This is a genomic window from Pseudomonas sp. 910_21, assembly GCF_052850735.1.
In genome coordinates this window covers 567,244-582,756 of record NZ_VXCY01000002.1, presented here as the reverse complement: position 1 = coordinate 582,756, position 15,513 = coordinate 567,244, and the positions used below count along the sequence as shown (strand labels likewise).

General features: G+C 60.6%; 17 protein-coding genes. 7 read left to right on the top strand and 10 right to left on the bottom strand.

Annotation, left to right across the window (positions count from 1 at the left end; genetic code table 11):
* Positions 1 to 6: 6 nt before the first annotated feature.
* On the top strand, positions 7 to 609 hold the full coding sequence (gstA, locus tag FW796_RS07740) for a glutathione transferase GstA (RefSeq protein WP_346632388.1): 603 nt from the start codon (positions 7 to 9) through the stop codon (positions 607 to 609).
* A gap of 324 nt (positions 610 to 933) precedes the next feature.
* The gene (locus tag FW796_RS07735; protein ID WP_446439207.1) at positions 934 to 1,359 is read left to right on the top strand and encodes a GNAT family N-acetyltransferase; all 426 of its coding nucleotides are present in this window, start codon (positions 934 to 936) and stop codon (positions 1,357 to 1,359) included.
* Between the two features lie 9 nt (positions 1,360 to 1,368).
* Here the strand turns inward: FW796_RS07735 and def are convergent, their stop codons facing one another.
* The 3 genes from def to FW796_RS07720 form a co-directional block, all read right to left on the bottom strand.
* Positions 1,369 to 1,908: a peptide deformylase gene (gene def, locus FW796_RS07730; protein ID WP_346632390.1), complete on the bottom strand. Its 540-nt coding sequence runs from the start codon at positions 1,906 to 1,908 to the stop codon at positions 1,369 to 1,371.
* Between the two features lie 2 nt (positions 1,909 to 1,910).
* Positions 1,911 to 2,855, bottom strand: coding sequence for a YihY/virulence factor BrkB family protein (locus FW796_RS07725; RefSeq protein WP_346632391.1), 945 nt, complete (start codon positions 2,853 to 2,855; stop codon positions 1,911 to 1,913).
* Between the two features lie 188 nt (positions 2,856 to 3,043).
* Positions 3,044 to 3,235 (bottom strand): CsbD family protein, encoded by a 192-nt coding sequence (locus tag FW796_RS07720; RefSeq protein WP_102860617.1) that lies wholly within the window; start codon positions 3,233 to 3,235, stop codon positions 3,044 to 3,046.
* Between the two features lie 212 nt (positions 3,236 to 3,447).
* On the opposite strand from FW796_RS07720, the gene FW796_RS07715 reads away from it, so the two are divergent.
* A complete protein-coding gene (locus FW796_RS07715) occupies positions 3,448 to 3,825 on the top strand; it encodes a hypothetical protein (RefSeq protein ID WP_123726253.1) in 378 nt (125 codons plus the stop codon).
* A gap of 66 nt (positions 3,826 to 3,891) precedes the next feature.
* On the opposite strand, the gene fadD1 is transcribed toward FW796_RS07715, so the two are convergent.
* Entirely contained in the window at positions 3,892 to 5,580 is a 1,689-nt protein-coding gene (gene fadD1, locus FW796_RS07710; RefSeq protein WP_446439206.1) for a long-chain-fatty-acid--CoA ligase FadD1, read from the bottom strand.
* Between the two features lie 338 nt (positions 5,581 to 5,918).
* Positions 5,919 to 7,607, bottom strand: a complete 1,689-nt coding sequence (gene fadD2 / locus FW796_RS07705) for a long-chain-fatty-acid--CoA ligase FadD2 (protein ID WP_346632393.1) — start codon at positions 7,605 to 7,607, stop codon at positions 5,919 to 5,921.
* Positions 7,608 to 7,820: 213 nt separating this feature from the next.
* Here fadD2 and FW796_RS07700 point away from each other — a divergent pair, with 213 nt between their 5' ends.
* Positions 7,821 to 8,765 carry an alpha/beta hydrolase gene (locus FW796_RS07700; RefSeq protein WP_346632394.1) on the top strand — a complete coding sequence of 315 codons (945 nt, stop codon included), beginning with the start codon at positions 7,821 to 7,823 and terminating at the stop codon, positions 8,763 to 8,765.
* Positions 8,766 to 8,815: 50 nt separating this feature from the next.
* The gene (locus FW796_RS07695; RefSeq protein ID WP_011062855.1) at positions 8,816 to 9,286 is read left to right on the top strand and encodes a MaoC family dehydratase; all 471 of its coding nucleotides are present in this window, start codon (positions 8,816 to 8,818) and stop codon (positions 9,284 to 9,286) included.
* A gap of 93 nt (positions 9,287 to 9,379) precedes the next feature.
* On the opposite strand, the gene FW796_RS07690 is transcribed toward FW796_RS07695, so the two are convergent.
* From FW796_RS07690 to FW796_RS07675, 4 genes are all read right to left on the bottom strand, one after another.
* A complete protein-coding gene (locus FW796_RS07690) occupies positions 9,380 to 10,246 on the bottom strand; it encodes an HlyD family secretion protein (RefSeq protein WP_346632395.1) in 867 nt (288 codons plus the stop codon).
* A 10-nt stretch (positions 10,247 to 10,256) separates the two neighbouring features.
* A complete protein-coding gene (locus FW796_RS07685) occupies positions 10,257 to 10,463 on the bottom strand; it encodes a DUF1656 domain-containing protein (RefSeq protein ID WP_346632396.1) in 207 nt (68 codons plus the stop codon).
* Positions 10,450 to 12,438: an FUSC family protein gene (locus FW796_RS07680; RefSeq protein ID WP_446439308.1), complete on the bottom strand. Its 1,989-nt coding sequence runs from the start codon at positions 12,436 to 12,438 to the stop codon at positions 10,450 to 10,452. The genes FW796_RS07685 and FW796_RS07680 overlap by 14 nt, the downstream gene beginning before the upstream one ends.
* A gap of 156 nt (positions 12,439 to 12,594) precedes the next feature.
* Positions 12,595 to 13,062 (bottom strand): ferritin-like domain-containing protein, encoded by a 468-nt coding sequence (locus FW796_RS07675; RefSeq protein ID WP_346632397.1) that lies wholly within the window; start codon positions 13,060 to 13,062, stop codon positions 12,595 to 12,597.
* A 229-nt stretch (positions 13,063 to 13,291) separates the two neighbouring features.
* Here FW796_RS07675 and FW796_RS07670 point away from each other — a divergent pair, with 229 nt between their 5' ends.
* Both FW796_RS07670 and FW796_RS07665 read left to right on the top strand, forming a co-directional pair.
* Complete coding sequence (locus FW796_RS07670) at positions 13,292 to 13,528, top strand: DUF3820 family protein (protein ID WP_025126856.1); 237 nt, start codon at positions 13,292 to 13,294, stop codon at positions 13,526 to 13,528.
* A gap of 13 nt (positions 13,529 to 13,541) precedes the next feature.
* Entirely contained in the window at positions 13,542 to 14,732 is a 1,191-nt protein-coding gene (locus tag FW796_RS07665; protein ID WP_446439205.1) for an aminotransferase class V-fold PLP-dependent enzyme, read from the top strand.
* A gap of 110 nt (positions 14,733 to 14,842) precedes the next feature.
* Here FW796_RS07665 and FW796_RS07660 read toward each other — a convergent pair whose 3' ends face one another.
* On the bottom strand, positions 14,843 to 15,508 hold the full coding sequence (locus FW796_RS07660; protein ID WP_042940567.1) for a bifunctional 4-hydroxy-2-oxoglutarate aldolase/2-dehydro-3-deoxy-phosphogluconate aldolase: 666 nt from the start codon (positions 15,506 to 15,508) through the stop codon (positions 14,843 to 14,845).
* Positions 15,509 to 15,513 lie beyond the last annotated feature (5 nt).

Genomic DNA, 15,513 nt, shown 5'->3' with positions numbered 1-15,513 from the left:
CTGCCGATGAAACTCTACTACGCCCCTCAAGCCTGCTCCCTGGCCTCCCATATCGTACTGCGGGAACTGCAACTGCCGTTCGACGCCATCCGTGTCGACAATCGCAGCAAGCGCACCGCCGACGGTCAGGATTTCCTCGTCATCAACCCCAAGGGCTACGTGGCCGCCCTGCAACTGGACAACGGCGAAGTGCTCACCGAAGGCCCGGCAATCCTGCAATACCTGGCCGACCTCAAGCCCGAGGCCGGATTGGCGGCGGCCAATGGCAGCTGGCAACGGGTACGCCTGCAGGAAACCCTGAACTTCATCACCAGCGAAGTTCACGGGATCATGGGCTGGCTGTTCAACCCAGGGCTCGATGACAGCGTGAAGGAGGTGTTCCGGCAGAAGCTGTTCAAACGCTTTGCCCTGCTGGAGCAGACCCTGGAGCGCCAGGATTATCTGCAAGGCGGTCAGTTCGGCATCGCCGATGCCTATCTGTTCACCGTGCTGCGCTGGACTGCGCTGTTTGCCATCGATCTGGGAGCCTGGCCGGCGCTGGTAAAGTTCCAGGCTCGGGTCGAGCAGCGGCCGGCGGTGCGGGAGGCGTTGGCAATAGAGCTGGCGTAGGTTCGGTACAAGAAATGGAGAAGTCGCGCTGAGCAGACAGAACGCGCGCCTGCCATTTTAGAAGGGATAAAACGAAGCCCGCGCTGCGGGCTTCGTCAAATTGATCAATGGCCGAAGATGTTCACTTCGGTTTTCTTGGCCTTTTTCTCGGCGCGTTTCTCGTCAGCGCTCTTTGCCGGTTTCTTCTTGGCATTTTTCTTGGCGTTCATACCTTTGGACATGATCTTCACTCCACTGTTGCGGGATAGGATTCAGGTATAGCACCTATAGCTGCCGGGGGTTCCTTTATAATCTGCCGCTCCCTGTTGCAAACCCGGAAAGCCCATGTCCAGCCTCCAGATCAGCCGCCTTGCCGAGGCCGCGCGCCCCTTGCTGAACAAGTTCTATCGCCAGCACCAGTCGCCCATGCGGGCCTCGTCCGCAGGTCAGCTCTGGGTGGTCAAGAACGATGGGATCGTCGCCGGGATGAGCCTGACCCCGGTGGCCCAGGGGCATTGGCTGACGGGTTTGTTCGTCGCCCCCGAGCGACGCGGCCAAGGGCTGGCCGGGCAGTTGGTGGAGCAGGCCCTGAGGCAGGTCGAAGGACCGGTCTGGCTGTTCTGCCACCCGGACCTGGAAACTATGTATCAGCGCATGAGTTTTTCCACCGATACCCGATTACCCCAGCCCCTGGCCGAACGACTGGCTCGCTACCAACGCAGCAAACCGCTGCTGGCCATGGGGACCGACAGCGGCCGCCTGGGCCCGTAGGCTTGGGCGTTACTCGTCAGTGTTGGGATCGAGCTCGGGAAACAGCACCTCGGTGAAACCGAACTTGCTGAAATCAGTGATCCGCGACGGGTACAACCGCCCGATCAAGTGATCGCATTCATGCTGCACCACCCGGGCATGAAAGCCCGAGGCCACACGCACGATAGGCTCGCCCTTGGGGCTGAAGCCTTCATAGCGAATATGCTGGTAGCGCTGCACCGCGCCCCGCAGCCCTGGCACCGAGAGACAGCCCTCCCAGCCCTCTTCCAGTTGCGGACTCAAGGGCGTGATCAAGGGATTGATGAGGATGGTCTGAGGCACTGCCTCCGCCTCCGGATAACGTTCGCTGTGCTCGAAGCCGAAGATCACCAGTTGCAGATCGACACCGATCTGCGGTGCTGCCAGGCCAACGCCACCGACACTTTCCATGGTCTGGAACATATCGTCGATCAGTTGCCACAACTCCGGGCTGTCGAACATCTCGGGCGGCACCGGGGGCGCAATACGCAGTAGGCGTTCATCGCCCATTTTGAGGATTTCACGGATCATGTTCAGGCTTCGTCAGTGGTCGGATGGAGCGAGTGGTCCCGGCCCAGTCCCGATACGTGTTGTTTATCGCCGGGCCCGTCAAAGTCCTTTTCGCCAGGTTCCTTGCCTTCGGCCGACATGTGTTCGATCACCGCGTTCATCTCCGCCCCCAGCAACAGCACAGCAGCAGAGATGTAGAAGTACAGCAGCAACACGATGATCGCGCCGATACTGCCATACATGGCGTTGTAGTTAGCGAAGGTTTTCACGTAGTAGGCAAAGCCCAGGGACGCGACAATCCATACCACCACCGCCAGCACCGAGCCCGGCGTGATGAAGCGAAACTTCTGCTTCACATCGGGCATCACGTAATACATCAGGGCCACCGCCACCATCATCAGCAGCACGATCACCGGCCAGCGCAGGATGGTCCACAAGGTGACGATGAACTCTTCCAGGCCCACCTGCCCGGCCAGCCAGGTCATCACCTGGGGCCCCAGTACCATCAGGGCCGCAGCGGCCAGAAGCATGCCGGCAATGCCCACGGTGTAGAACACCGACAGCGGGAAGCGCTTCCAGATCGGCCGGCCCTCGACCACATCGTAGGCAGCGTTCATTGCGCTCATCATCAGGCGCACGCCCGCCGAGGCGGTCCACAGGGCGATGACGATACCCACGGAGAGTAATCCGCCCTTGGACTGTTGCAGTTGATCGATCACCGGATTCACCTGCTCCAGGGCCTGGGGCGGCAGCACCAGCTCCGATTGCAGGCGCAGCCAGGTAAAGAAGTCCGGCAGATGCAGGAAACCGATCAGGGCAATGAGAAACAGGATGAAGGGGAACAGCGAGAACAGCATCTGGTAGGCCAGCGCCGAGGCATAGGTGGACATCTCGTCCGCGATGAATTCATTGACCGTGCGGATCAGCACACGGTGCAAGGGCAAACCTTTGAGGTCCGGAAAAATCATAGCGTCTCCTTTCGCCGCAAAAAGGTTGAAGTCGATAGCGACTCAGGGGGCGTTTTCTACAACAAATTAGCCTAGTTGGCGAACCGCAACCATTCGGACGGGCTGATTACGGGTTCTCGACAGCAGCGCACACATGAAAACGGCCATCCGTGGATGGCCGCTGCGGTGCATCATCGTGGGCCTCGTACTCAGGCCTTGTCGATGGTCTTTTTCACTGCATCCTTGGTCTTGCCAAGGGCTTGCTGGGCTTCGCCTTTCTTCTCCTGCAGCTTGCCCTCTGCCTGCAGCTTGGTGTTGTCGGTGGCCTTGCCGACACCTTGCTTGACGTTGCCGATGGCTTCGTTGGCCAGACCTTTTGCCTTATCCGCTGTGCTGCCCATGGTATTTCTCCGTAGAACATTCATTGATCGAACAAAGAGGATTTACGTCGTTACCCAAGGTTGACTCGTGGCCGTTGCGCAGAGTTTCAATTATTTTTCGTCGGGCATTTCATCCCAGGCCTGAGGTTGCCCTTTATGTTTGTCGGGCAACCCGGGAGAATGCTCGACCTGTTCAGGCCAAGCACTGAAGATCCAATCCCCGTAGGAATGTTATGAAACTCGATAAAAAGCAGGCCATTGCCCGTAGAAACCAGGAACTGGGCGGTGCGGTGCTGGGCGTCAACAACTGCCATTTCGCGGAGCTGAACCGCAATCGCAATATCTGGTGGTTCGATATCCTGGTGACCCGCCTGGCCATTGGTCAGTACGAATGGGTGCACCTGCTCCTGCACACCCCGGACACCAACCAGTTGCTGCACCTGAAAGTGCCGACCGTATTCCTGCGGGAAAAGATGGAAGGCCTGGTGATCCGCAATGAAGGCAAGCGCAAGGCCGCCCTGAGCCTGGAGTTGAGTGCCGACAAGGACTCCTTCCTCAAGGACGTGCGCCCGGCCGGCACCGGCGTGGACTTCTCCCAGTTCCAACAGTAAGCCGGCGCAACTCACGCCCCATGAAAAAGCCCCGCACTGGCGGGGCTTTTTCATGGGGGCTGAGAATTATTTCTTCACGCCGAGCTTCTTCAACTCTTCGTCCCGCAACTCGCGACGCAGGATCTTGCCGACGTTGGTGGTCGGCAGGGCATCGCGGAACTCCACCGCCTTGGGCACCTTGTAACCGGTGACATTGGCGCGCATATGTTCCATCACCTGCTCCTTGGTCAAGGTGACCCCTGGCTTGGCGACAATGAAGATCTTGATGGTCTCGCCGGACTTCTCGTCCGGTACGCCGATCGCCGCGCACTGCAGGACGCCCGGCAGGGAAGCCAACACGTCTTCCAGCTCGTTGGGGTACACGTTGAAACCCGAGACCAGGATCATGTCCTTCTTGCGGTCGACGATGCGGATATAGCCATCCGGCTGAATCAGGGCGATGTCACCGGTCTTCAACCAGCCTTCGCTGAGGACTTCGTCAGTGGCGTCCTGACGCTGCCAGTAGCCCTTCATTACCTGCGGGCCCTTCACGCACAGTTCACCCACTTCCCCCAGGGGCAGCTCGTCGCCGGCGTCGTTGATCACCCGACACAGGGTTGAAGGCACCGGAATACCGATGGTACCGATCTGGATATTCTGGATCGGGTTGACCGTGGCCACCGGACTGGTCTCGGTCATGCCGTAGCCTTCGCAGATCGGGCAATTGGTGACCGACTTCCAACGCTCCGCGGCCGCCAGTTGCAGGGCCATGCCCCCGGACAGGGTGACTTTGAGCGCGGAAAAATCCAGCTTACGGAACGCTTCGTTGTTGCACAGGGCAACGAACAGCGTGTTAAGACCGACAAAACCGCTGAACTTCCACTTCGACAGTTCCTTGACCATCGCCGGCAGGTCCCGCGGGTTGCTGATCAGGATGTTGTGGTTGCCCATGAGCATGATGGCCATGCAATGGAAGGTGAACGCATAGATGTGGTACAGCGGCAGCGGAGTGATGAGGATCTCGCAACCTTCATTGAGGTTGGAGCCCATCAGCGCCTTGCACTGCAGCATGTTGGCCACCAGATTGCGGTGGGTCAGCATCGCGCCCTTGGCCACGCCGGTGGTGCCGCCGGTGTATTGCAGAACCGCCACGTCGCCGCTGGCAGGGTTGGCTTCCTGTACTGGCTGGCCGTGGCCCTTGCTCAGCACATCATTGAACTTGACGGCCTGAGGCAGGTGATAAGCCGGTACCATCTTCTTCACGTACTTGACCACACTGTTGATCAGCACACGCTTGAAGGTCGGCAAAAGGTCCGCCACTTCGGTGACGATCACGTGCTTGACCCCGGTCTTGGGGACCACGGTCTCTGCCAGGTGAGCCATGTTGGCCAGGCAGACCAGGGCTTTGGCTCCGGAGTCGTTGAACTGGTGCTCCATCTCCCGCGCGGTATACAGCGGGTTGGTGTTGACCACGATCAGGCCGGCGCGGATAGCACCGAATACCGCAATCGGGTATTGCAACAGATTGGGCAATTGCAGGGCGATTCGATCGCCAGGCTGCAAATCGGTATGCTGTTGCAGGTACGCGGCAAAGGACCCGGACAGTTCGTACAGCTCACCGTAAGTGATTGTCTTGCCGAGGTTGCTAAAGGCCGGTTTGTTAGCGAAACGTTGGCAGGATTGCTTCAACACCGCCTGAATATTCGGATACTCGTCAGGATTGATATCGGCAGCAATCCCAGCTGGGTACTTATCCTTCCAAAAGTCTTCGATCATGGAAGCCCACTCCTCAGCAACGCGAATTCATCACCGCATTTGATGCGATTATTATTTGTCTGTGTTTTTTATTGGTGTCTATTGTTGGTGAGTCTGGCTTTTACTTAGGCCGAGAAGTCACAAAGCGCGCCGAGAGTAGCAGCTTTGGAAAAGGCCGCCTAGAGCCAAAGAAGGCCTGAATAGTCACATTTTTGACTCAAGACCATTTAATAGTCATTTTTAGAGTAAAAATTCTACAGCCTTGAATTCCGCTCTGGCACGGGGCTTTGCGCCCCATGAATGCATCGCGGGCAAGCCCGTTGAGCCAACAGGCTTGCCCGCGATGTAGAAATCCAGGGTCAGGCGATGTCGCGCAGCTCGCGACGCAGGATCTTGCCCACAGGCGTCATCGGCAGAGACTCACGCAGGACGATGTGCTTGGGCACTTTGTAACCCGTGAAATTCTCCTTGCAATAGGCCTTGAGCTCTTCAAGGCTGACCCCCGCCTCACGGGGCACCACAAACAGCTTCACCGCCTCGCCGGAACGCTCGTCCGGCACCCCGATCACCGCACAGTTGGCGACCTTGGGGTGAGCCATGACCACATCCTCGATCTCGTTGGGGTAAACGTTGAAACCCGAGACGATGATCATGTCCTTCTTGCGATCGACGATGCGCACGAAACCATCGGGATCGATCACCGCAATATCGCCGGACTTGAACCAACCCTCGGCATCCAGCACTTCGGCCGTGGCTTCCGGCTTGTTCCAGTAGCCCTTCATGATCTGTGGCCCCTTGATGCACAGCTCACCACGCTCGCCAAGCGGCTGCTCCACCCCTTGGTCGTCGATGACTTTCAGGGTAGTACCCGGAACGGGCAGGCCCACGGTGCCCAGGCGCGATCGGTCGCCATAGGGGTTGGTACAAGCTACCGGCGAGGTCTCGGTAAGACCGTAACCTTCGGTGATCCGGCAGCCGGTGAGTTTCTGCCAGCGCTCAGCCGTGGCCTTGACCAGCGCGGTGCCACCGGAGTTGGTCAGCTTGAGGTTGGAGAAGTCCAGGTTCTTGAACTCCGGATGATCCATCAAGGCCACGAACAGCGTGTTGAGCCCCAGCAAGGCGGAAAAACGCCAGTTCTTCAGTTCCTTGATAAAGGCACCGATATCCCGCGGATTGCTGATCAGCACGTTGTGGTTGCCCGTGACCATCATGCACATGCAGTTCGCGGTGAAGGCATAGATGTGGTACAGCGGCAGCGGCGCGATCATCACTTCCTGCCCTTCACGCCACTGGGTATGACCGTCGGGCCCGTGCTGGCCGAGGCAGGCCCGGGCCTGCTGCATGTTGGCCACCAGGTTGCCGTGGGTCAGCATCGCGCCTTTGGCCAGACCGGTGGTACCGCCGGTGTACTGCAGCACGGCGACATCATCGAGCCCCACCTGCAGCGGCTTGATTCCCTGGCCACGCCCCAGACGCAGGGCACTCTTGAAGGAAATGGCCTGAGGCAGGTGATAGGCCGGAACCATCTTCTTGACCTTGTCCACCACTGTATTGACCAACCAGCCCTTGGCGGTGGGCATCAGGTCACCCATCTTGGCCTCGATCAGGAACTGGATCTCGGTATCCCCCAGGACTTCCTGGACCTTCTGCCCGAAGACATTCAGATAGACCAGGGCCCGGGCTCCTGAATCCTTGAACTGATGACGCATCTCACGGGCGGTGTACAGCGGGTTGGTGTTGACCACCACCAGACCGGCCCGCAGGGCACCGAAGACCGCGATCGGGTACTGCAGGACGTTGGGCATCTGCACCGCAATACGATCCCCCGGAACCAGATCGGTATGGCTTTGCAGATATCCGGCAAAGGCCGCGCTGTAGCGTTCCAGCTCGGCGTAGGTCAGGGTCACCCCCATATTGCTGAAGGCCGGGCGATCAGCAAATTTCTTGCAGGAACGCTCAAACACCTCGATCACCGACTTGAAGGCCCCCAGGTCAATCTCGTTGGGGACGCCGGCGGGGCGTTTATCATTCCAGAAATCAGGTTGCATTATTCTTGTCCTCTCATTACCTGAACGGTCCGGGCCGCCTCTGTAACGCTGTCAGCGGCGGGGCTCCTCGGACGTTAGCAGCTATGGCGATTCAGGCAAATATGCGCAAGTGTGTCATTAATTTTGTGAATCTTGCTTCCAACAGGCCGGCGAATCAGACGCACACGCGGCGATACGCTATAAAGTGCAGCGTCTTCGTGCAAAGGAATCGCCATGACCCACGACACGTTCTGGTTGACCACGAGTGATCACCAACGCCTCTTCGTCAACCTATGGCTGCCCGAGAGTCCGCTCAAGGCGGTGATCCTGCTGTCCCACGGCATGGCCGAGCACAGCGGGCGTTATGCCCGCCTGGCCACTGCCCTGTGCGCCGAGGGTTATGGAATCTATGCCCCGGATCAGCGCGGCCACGGTAAAACCGCGGAACACGGCGTCCTCGGCCACTATGCGGACCAGGGTGGCTGGAGCAAGGTGGTCGGCGACCTGGCCAGTCTCAACCAGCACATCGGCCAGCAACACCCCGGCACGCCCATCGTATTGCTGGGCCACAGCATGGGCAGCTACATCGCCCAGGCCTACCTGCAACATCACAGCGCCAGCCTCCACGGGGCGATTCTCAGCGGCTCGAACTTCCAGCCGGTGGCCCTGTACCGCGCCGCCAACCTGATCGCGCGGCTCGAACGCTGGCGCCAGGGCGGCCAGGGACGCAGCGCACTGATCGAGTGGCTGTCGTTCGGCTCCTTCAACAAGGCCTTCAAACCCAATCGCACGGCCTTCGACTGGCTCAGCCGCGATCCGGACGAAGTCGACAAGTACGTGAACGACCCGCTGTGCGGCTATCGCTGCACCAACCAGCTGTGGATCGACCTGTTGGGTGGCCTGCAGCAAATCAGCAAGATTTCCAATCTGACGCAGATCGATCCCGGCCTGCCATTGTTGGTCATGGGTGGAGAATGTGATCCGGTGAGCGATGGCAAGCGTCTCAAGGATCTGGCCAACGCATTGCGCGAGGCCGGCAGCCAGTGCCTGCAGCTCAATATCTACCCGCAGGCACGTCATGAGCTGTTCAACGAAAGCAACCGTGATCAAGTGACCCACGACGTACTGGCCTGGCTGGACCAAGCGCTGCAACACCGCCGGCCTCCCCGGTCGGAGTAAGCGACGGCGCGGTCAGTGCGCTCATCTACCTGTCAGAGGATTTCAGCAACATGACCCAGGTTACCAACACCCCTTACGAAGCCCTGGAAGTCGGTCAGACCGCCCAGTACAGCAAGACCGTCGAGGAGCGTGACATCCAGCTGTTCGCCGCCATGTCCGGCGACCACAACCCGGTGCACCTGGATCCCGAGTTCGCCGCCGCCACCATGTTCAAGGAGCGCATTGCCCACGGCATGTTCAGTGGCGCCCTGATCAGTGCCGCCGTGGCCTGCGAACTGCCTGGCCCGGGCACCATCTACATCGGCCAGCAGATGAGCTTCCAGAAGCCGGTGAAGATTGGCGATACCCTGACCGTACGCCTGGAAATCCTCGAGAAACTGCCGAAATTCCGTGTACGCATCGCCACCCGCGTGTTCAACCAGCGCGACGAGCTGGTGGTGGACGGCGAAGCCGAGATCCTCGCCCCACGCAAGCAACAGACCGTGACCCTGCCGACCCTGCCGGCCATCACCATCGGCTAAACCCCGCCCCACGCAATCCCGCAGGAGTCGGTTTGCCGGCGAAGGCTTTGCTCGTGTCATGGCTTGCCAGTACATTCGCCGGCAAGCCGGCTCCTACCGTTTGCTGCCCTCCTCGACCTGCACGCTGGCGGTCATGCCGGCGCTCAGGTTGATGCCTTCAGGCACCTTGTCCAGTTTGATCCGCACCGGGATCCGCTGGGCCAGGCGCACCCAGTTGAAGGTCGGCTCCACTTCCGCCAGCAGTTGCCCGTCAGGGGTGGCGTTGCGGTCGGTGATCCCCCGGCTGACGCTTTCCACATGGCCCTGCAGGGCATCGCCGGCACTCATCAGCCAGACCTTTACCGGGTCGCCGACCTGGATTCGCGGCAGTTTGGTTTCCTCGAAATACGCCTGGACGTAGAACGTCGAATCATCGATCAGCGCCATCACCGGCTGCCCGGCATTGACGTAGTTGCCCTCGGCCAGGCGCAGGTTGGTGATATGCCCGTTACGGGGCGCGTGCACCTGACTGCGGGCCAGATTGAGTTCTGCGACCTTGGCCTCGGCCTGGGCCTGACGCAGTTCACCCCGGGCAATGCCGGCGTTGATCTGGGCGTTCTCCCGCAGCTCGGCGCTGATGGCCTGCGGACCAAGGGCTGCACGGCGACTGGCCTCGTGCTCGCGCAGACTCAACTGCTGCTGACGGGTCTGAACCACGGCCTGGGCCTTTTCCAGGGCCGCCTCGAACCGGTCGCGGTCGATGCTCAACAACAAGTCTCCGGCCTTCACCTGCTGGTTGTCCGCCACCTTGAGCTCGCGCACCCAGCCGGATACGTCCGGGGCCACGATCACCACGTCGGCGCGAATCCGCGCATCCCGGGTCCAGGGCGTAAGCATGTAGTACTGCCACAGGTGATAACCGGCGAAGATCGCCACCGCCACCAGGCACAGGGTAAACACGACACGTACAGGTGTACGCATAATCAACTCCTCATAAAGGTCCCAGGACCACAGTGATCACCGTCAACACACAGACGTACAGGGCACAATCGAACAGTGCTTCATGCCAGATCCAGCGCCCCAGCCCAGTGACCCGCACCAGCACCCGCAGGGCGCCAGTAACCACCAGCGCCAGCACCACATAAATCAGGAACGGGCTGAGCAGCACCCCGCCCAACGACCACTCACGCAGCCCCATGACTGTCCTCCTGCTGCCGGCACCAACTGCGCCAGCTGTTTTGCAATTGCAGCACCGCACCCTTGGCCAGCTTCAGCGCGTCACTGGGTGGCTGCCGGTCCAAAGCCTCGAGCAAGGCCGCACTGGGCGCCGCCAGGGCTTCCTGGCGCCGACCGGCCGGGCCCTCTTCGAGGATGCGTTGCAACTGCTCGAAATACTCCCGTTGCGCCGCACTCACCGGCACCTGGGCCACCGCCAGGCTCAGGCGCAAATGCATCAGTTCATCGCCGATGTCCAGGCCTAACAGACCATCGTCCCAGCGACTGCGGGCCGGCTCCGGCAACTCCGGGTAATGCCGGGCCAGTTGCAGCAGGCGATCGGCCATGCGCCCGCCGAACCAGCTTTCCGCGCCTCGCAGGTTGCGCCGGGTCAAACGCACCAGATCACTCAGGGTCGCCGCCAGCAGGCGCCGGCCATGCCAGGCCGGGTTACGCAGGATCAACAGGTGGAAGGCCAGGACCGCAGCGCCCACCCCCAGCACCATGGCCTGGGCGTTATTGAAGAAGCTGGCGACATCGAAACTCATGCGGTTCATCGGCGAAATCAACACGATGAAATGCAGGCAGAACGAAGTGGCAGTGGCGCCTATCTGTGGCTTGGCCATGCCCAAGGCGCCGAAGAACAGCGGCACGCCCATGGCCATGGCCAACATCGCAAAGCCGCTCCATTGAGGCAGGAGGATCTGCCCTACCAGGAACGCCGCCGGAATCGCCAGGAAGATTCCGCGCATGAAGCTCATGCCAATCTGCGCGCCGTTCTCACGGCTGGCGAACAGGCTGCAGACCACGCACGTCAGGAGCATGGCCCCGGAGGCTGCAGGCCAGGCAGTGGCCATCCAGAAGCTGGCCACCGTGAGAAACGCCAAGGCACTGCGGGCACCGAATACCAGGGCCAGCGACAGATCACGATGGGGAGTCAGGGTTGCCGGTTGCTCCACCGGCGCCCGCCCCTCCTGCACCGCGTCCAGGGCATGGGTTGCCGCCAGGGCGGTGTCCAGCAACAAGGCAAAACGCGCCAGGCAAAAGCTCTGCGCCGGACTGACCTGAAGATCATGGGAAGCCTCCTGCAGGCGTGGACGCAGCGCCTGTAGATCAGCTTTGTCGGCCGCCGCCAGGGCCTGCTGAACCTGATCCATCCAGGGCTGGAGTTGCCGGGCTTCGTCGGCGTCCAGTTGTTTCCACTGGCGCCGCACCGAACGGGAAATCCGCAACAGCATCAGCAGCTTCTGGCTCAGGCCGCTGATGGCCCGAGCGCGCTGTCGCCCCAAAGGGCCTTCGAACCAGGCGTGTTCACGCTGGGAATCCACGGCGACGATGCGCCCGAGAATTTCCAGCAGGCCCTTGCGCGCCAGGGCATCGCCGGCCAGGGTCGCGCGGGCCGCCTGCATGCCACTCTGCCAGGCGCTGCGGGCCTGCTCGGCCAGTTGGCGCTCTACCCGCATCGGCCAGATCAGGGCACTGCTGGCAGTGGCGCAGATGATCCCCAGGGAGATCTCCGTGCAACGGGCTACCGCCTGATCGAACACCCCCAAAGGATGACTGATGGCAGGCAAGGCAATGATCGCCACGGTGTAGCCGGCCAGCACAAAGGAGTAGGACCAGGCACTGCGCAACAGGGTCGAACTGGCGGTGCACACGCCCAGCCACAACGCCAGGGCCAGCAGAAACAGCCAGGGAGTCTGGGCGAACAGCCCCATGAACAGCACCGACATGAGGGTGCCAATCAGGGTTCCCAGCAGCCGTGCCAGGCCCTTCTGCAGCACCATCCCGGACAACGGCTGGGCAACGATGAAGGCAGTCATCAGGGCCCAGGCCGGCTGCTCCAGGCCCCAACGCAACGCCAGCCACAGCGCCAGGCCGCCACCAAGCAGAGTCTTGATCGCGAACTGCACGGCAGCAAGGCTGGGAGCAAGCAAGGCCTGCAAGGTAATGGGCACGAACAAGGACTCTCGGTGTGACTGAATAACCATAGTCGGGATCGCCACGAGTGGGCGCGAGCTAATTATTAGCTAGCTAACTAATTCACGTCCAGCACTAAATCGTGGACATAAAAAAACGCCAGACTGGCTGGCGTTTTTGACAGGCTTTAACGGTTACGAACGGGCACGGGCCTGGTTGCGCAAGGCTTTGACCTGATCATGATTGCGTTGCACGCCGTGGTACTGGCGCTCCACCACATCACGAATACCCACCAGGTTGTGCTTGCTGATTTTCTCCAGCGCCTCTTTATAGGACTTCAAGGCATGGTCTTCACCACGCTCGGCCTCGTTGAGCACCGACTCCTCGTCCTTGCCGGTCACCAGTGACTTGAGGTCGACCCAACGACGGTGCAGATCGCCGCTGACGCTGGTGGAGGTTTCCGGATCGCCGCCCATGGAACGCACCACGGACTGCAGTTCTGCCGCGGCTGTAGCGCAATCGGTGGAGCGCTTGATGAACAGCGCCTTGAGTTCTGGGTGCTTGATGTCTTCGGCACAGGTCTTGAACCCCTCCTGACCATCCTTACTGGTCTCGATCAGGCTGTTGAGCACCGAAATTGCTTCTTTATTCAAGTCAGTCATTTTCTGGTTCCTTGCGGGTTAGGAGAGTTGAGTCAACTACTGAGTTAACTGCTGAGCTAACCGTTGCACCCGCCATGCCAGACTTTGAATTTATATTTTTTACTTAATTTTCAATAACTTAATTTTTATTGAAAAATCTGTATCCGCGTTATTTGCATGATCTGTCATTTGGCCTGCATGCAGAATGCCTGTATTTTCCAAGGCGTTCGAATCACACGAAAGTTGCGCCATGACCCCCGAGACACTTGAACTGCTGATCACCCGGGAAATGCCCTTCGGCAAGTACAAGGGCCGCATCCTGGCCGACCTGCCCGGCCCCTATCTGAATTGGTTCGCCCGCGAAGGCTTTCCCAAGGGCGAGCTTGGCGGCCTGCTGGCCCTGATGCAGGAGATCGATCACAACGGCCTGTCCGACCTGCTGGACCCGCTGCGCGCCAAACACGGCAAACCCAAGCCCCGTCACTGAAAAAGAGCCCACCATGCCAAGGACTGCAGCAACGCTTGCCCACGACGAAGACCATTGGCGCGCGATCGCCCGGCAATTCGACATCGACCCCGGACCGATCAATCTGGAGAACGGCTATTTCGGGCGCATGACTCGCAAGGTGGCCGAGGAGTATCAACACAATATCCAGTGGGTGAACCGCAGCAACTCGGTGCATGTCCGTCAGCGCTTCGAACAGATCGAGGCCCTGCAGATCCGTGGCCAACTGGCAGACCTACTGGAAGCCCCGGAGAATGCCGTGGCCCTCACCCGCTGTGCTTCCGACGCCCTGCAATCCTTGATCCGCAACTACAACCGCCTGCAACCCGGCGACCAGGTGCTGCTCAGCGACCTGGAGTACGACACGGTGAAAAGCGCGATGCGCTGGCTGGCCCGTCACCGGGGTGTGGAAGTGATAGAGATCGAGCACCAGCACCCTGCCAGTTTTGACAGCCTGCTCGACACCTATAAAAGCGCGTTCGAACGTTACCCGCGACTCAAGCTGATGCCGCTGACCTATGTCACCCATCGCAGCGGACTGGTCATGCCAGTCCAGGCCATTGCCGCCGCCGCCCGGGAACACCAGGTCGACATCATTCTCGACGGTGCCCATGCCCTGGGGCAGATCGAATTCGACCTGCCCCGGCTGGGCATCGTCTTTGCCGGCTTCAACCTGCACAAATGGATCGGTGCGCCACTGAGCCTGGGCTTTATCTATATCCACCCGGAACGCCTGGAGGATATCGACCCGGACATGGGTGAGTTCCACTTCCCCGCCGACGACATCCGGGCTCGAACGCCCTACAGCACACCCAACATCCCGGCGCTGATGACCTTGCCCCTGGTGTTCGAGGAACATCGAGCCATGGGCGGTTCCGCGGCCAAGGGCGCACGCCTGAACTACCTGCGCGCGACCTGGACCGAAGCAGTCCGCGAGACGCCAGGGATCGAAATCCTGACCCCGCAAGATCCGCGCCTGTGCTGCGCCATCAGCGCCCTGCGCTTTACCCGCCACACCAACCAGCAAGCCCTGGTGGAGCGCCTGCTGCGCGACTACAACCTGTTCGCCGTGACCCGCACCGGTGCCGGTTTTGGCCCCTGCATCCGCATCACCCCGGGGCTGGTGACACCTATTGAGCATATCCAGCACTTGATCGAAGCCCTGGGCGAATTGGCCAACCCATGACTCTTCCCCCTTGCGCGAAGGGGGGAGTTTTTCTCCAGGCAAAAAAAAACGGTGCACCGACCAAGCGCACCGTAAAGCCGTAGAACACACCAACGAATCGGGTAAAGACTTCAGTCCAGCAGAGACAGGGCCTCGGCCGTACACTCTTGAATCCGTGCCCAGTCGCCGTTCTTGATCCACTCGGGATCGAGCATCCAGCTACCGCCCACGCACATCACATTCTTCAAGGCCATGTAGCTCTTGATATTGGCCGGGCCGACGCCGCCCGTCGGGCAGAATTTCACCTCGCCGAACGGACCGCCCAGGGCCTTGATCGCCGCCACGCCACCGCTGACTTCAGCCGGGAACAGCTTGAAGCGGCGATAACCCAGGGCATACCCCTCCATGATCCCGGAAGCATTGCTGATCCCCGGCAACAGCGGGATCGGGCTGGCCACACTGGCCTGCAACAGGTCACGGGTGATGCCCGGGGTGACGATGAACTGCGAACCCGCCGCTTCGGCCGCTGCCAGCATCTGCGGATCGAGCACGGTGCCGGCACCGGTCACCAGTTCCGGACGCTGCTCGCGCAGGATCTGGATGGCCTTGAGGCCGAACTGCGAACGCAGAGTCACTTCCAGGGCCGTCAGGCCGCCTGCCGCCAGGGCGTCTGCCAGTGGCAGCACATCCTGCTCACGGGCAATGGTGATCACCGGCAGAATCCGCGCCTTGGCGCAGAGGCTGTCGATCAGGGCAACTTTGTCCGCCATGGAAACGGTCGGGGGTAGGTTTGTCATAGCGG

Excerpts from the sequence above, each read along its gene's own strand:
- FW796_RS07695 (WP_011062855.1), top strand. The coding sequence starts at position 8,816 with ATGACCCAGGTTACCAACACCCCTTACGAAGCCCTGGAAGTCGGTCAG.
- gstA (WP_346632388.1), top strand. The coding sequence starts at position 7 with ATGAAACTCTACTACGCCCCTCAAGCCTGCTCCCTGGCCTCCCATATC.
- fadD2 (WP_346632393.1), bottom strand. The coding sequence starts at position 7,607 with ATGCAACCTGATTTCTGGAATGATAAACGCCCCGCCGGCGTCCCCAAC.
- def (WP_346632390.1), bottom strand. The coding sequence starts at position 1,908 with ATGATCCGTGAAATCCTCAAAATGGGCGATGAACGCCTACTGCGTATT.
- FW796_RS07665 (WP_446439205.1), top strand. The coding sequence starts at position 13,542 with ATGCCAAGGACTGCAGCAACGCTTGCCCACGACGAAGACCATTGGCGC.
- FW796_RS07675 (WP_346632397.1), bottom strand. The coding sequence starts at position 13,062 with ATGACTGACTTGAATAAAGAAGCAATTTCGGTGCTCAACAGCCTGATC.
- FW796_RS07700 (WP_346632394.1), top strand. The coding sequence starts at position 7,821 with ATGACCCACGACACGTTCTGGTTGACCACGAGTGATCACCAACGCCTC.
- FW796_RS07735 (WP_446439207.1), top strand. The coding sequence starts at position 934 with ATGTCCAGCCTCCAGATCAGCCGCCTTGCCGAGGCCGCGCGCCCCTTG.
- FW796_RS07715 (WP_123726253.1), top strand. The coding sequence starts at position 3,448 with ATGAAACTCGATAAAAAGCAGGCCATTGCCCGTAGAAACCAGGAACTG.
- FW796_RS07720 (WP_102860617.1), bottom strand. The coding sequence starts at position 3,235 with ATGGGCAGCACAGCGGATAAGGCAAAAGGTCTGGCCAACGAAGCCATC.
- fadD1 (WP_446439206.1), bottom strand. The coding sequence starts at position 5,580 with ATGATCGAAGACTTTTGGAAGGATAAGTACCCAGCTGGGATTGCTGCC.
- FW796_RS07685 (WP_346632396.1), bottom strand. The coding sequence starts at position 10,463 with ATGGGGCTGCGTGAGTGGTCGTTGGGCGGGGTGCTGCTCAGCCCGTTC.
- FW796_RS07670 (WP_025126856.1), top strand. The coding sequence starts at position 13,292 with ATGACCCCCGAGACACTTGAACTGCTGATCACCCGGGAAATGCCCTTC.
- FW796_RS07690 (WP_346632395.1), bottom strand. The coding sequence starts at position 10,246 with ATGCGTACACCTGTACGTGTCGTGTTTACCCTGTGCCTGGTGGCGGTG.
- FW796_RS07660 (WP_042940567.1), bottom strand. The coding sequence starts at position 15,508 with ATGACAAACCTACCCCCGACCGTTTCCATGGCGGACAAAGTTGCCCTG.
- FW796_RS07725 (WP_346632391.1), bottom strand. The coding sequence starts at position 2,855 with ATGATTTTTCCGGACCTCAAAGGTTTGCCCTTGCACCGTGTGCTGATC.